This is a genomic window from Bradyrhizobium sp. 18BD (assembly GCF_054185225.1).
The window spans coordinates 1-834 of the sequence record NZ_JAVAYL010000053.1 but is presented as its reverse complement, the minus strand read 5'-3'; the positions used below and the strand labels follow the sequence as shown (position 1 = coordinate 834).

Sequence of the window (834 nt, the reverse complement as noted above, 5' to 3'; positions counted from 1 at the left end):
TGATCAAGGACCCGCTCACCCACATGGTGCGCAACTCCGCCGATCATGGCCTCGAGACCCCCGCCGAGCGCGTCGCGTCCGGCAAGGGCGAGCAGGGCACCATTCGCCTCTCCGCCTATCACGAGGGTGGCCACATCATCATCTGCATCGCCGACAACGGCCGCGGCCTCAACACCGAGAGGATCAAGGCCAAGGCCATCTCCTCAGGTCTCGCCACCGAGGCCGAGCTCGAGAAGATGAGCGAAGCCCAGATCCACAAGTTCATCTTCGCGCCCGGCTTCTCGACCGCGGCCGCCATCACCTCGGTCTCCGGCCGCGGCGTCGGCATGGACGTGGTGCGCACCAATATCGACCAGATCGGCGGCACCATCGACATCAAGTCGGTCGCCGGTGAAGGCTCCTCCGTCACCATCAAGATCCCGCTGACGCTCGCGATCGTCTCGGCCCTGATCGTCGAAGCCGCCGGCGATCGCTTCGCGATCCCGCAGCTCTCGGTGGTCGAACTGGTGCGTGCCCGCGCCAACAGCGAGCACCGCATCGAGCGCATCAAGGACACCGCGGTCCTGCGCCTGCGCAACAAGCTGCTGCCGCTGATCCATCTGAAGAAGCTCCTGAAGATCGACGACGGCGCGGCGAGCGATCCCGAGAACGGCTTCATCGTGGTGACGCAGGTCGGCAGCCAGACGTTCGGCATCGTCGTCGACGGTGTCTTCCATACGGAAGAGATCGTCGTGAAGCCGATGTCGACAAAACTCCGTCACATCGACATGTTCTCCGGCAACACCATTCTGGGCGATGGCGCGGTCATCATGATCATCGACCCCAACGGCATTG

The 834-nt window shown here is 64.0% G+C and carries 1 protein-coding gene; it reads left to right on the top strand.

Translation table 11 applies throughout. From position 1 onward, the window contains the following. Positions 1-834: chemotaxis protein CheA (locus RAD16_RS40315; protein ID WP_458163628.1), on the top strand; the 834-nt coding region annotated here is incomplete at both ends.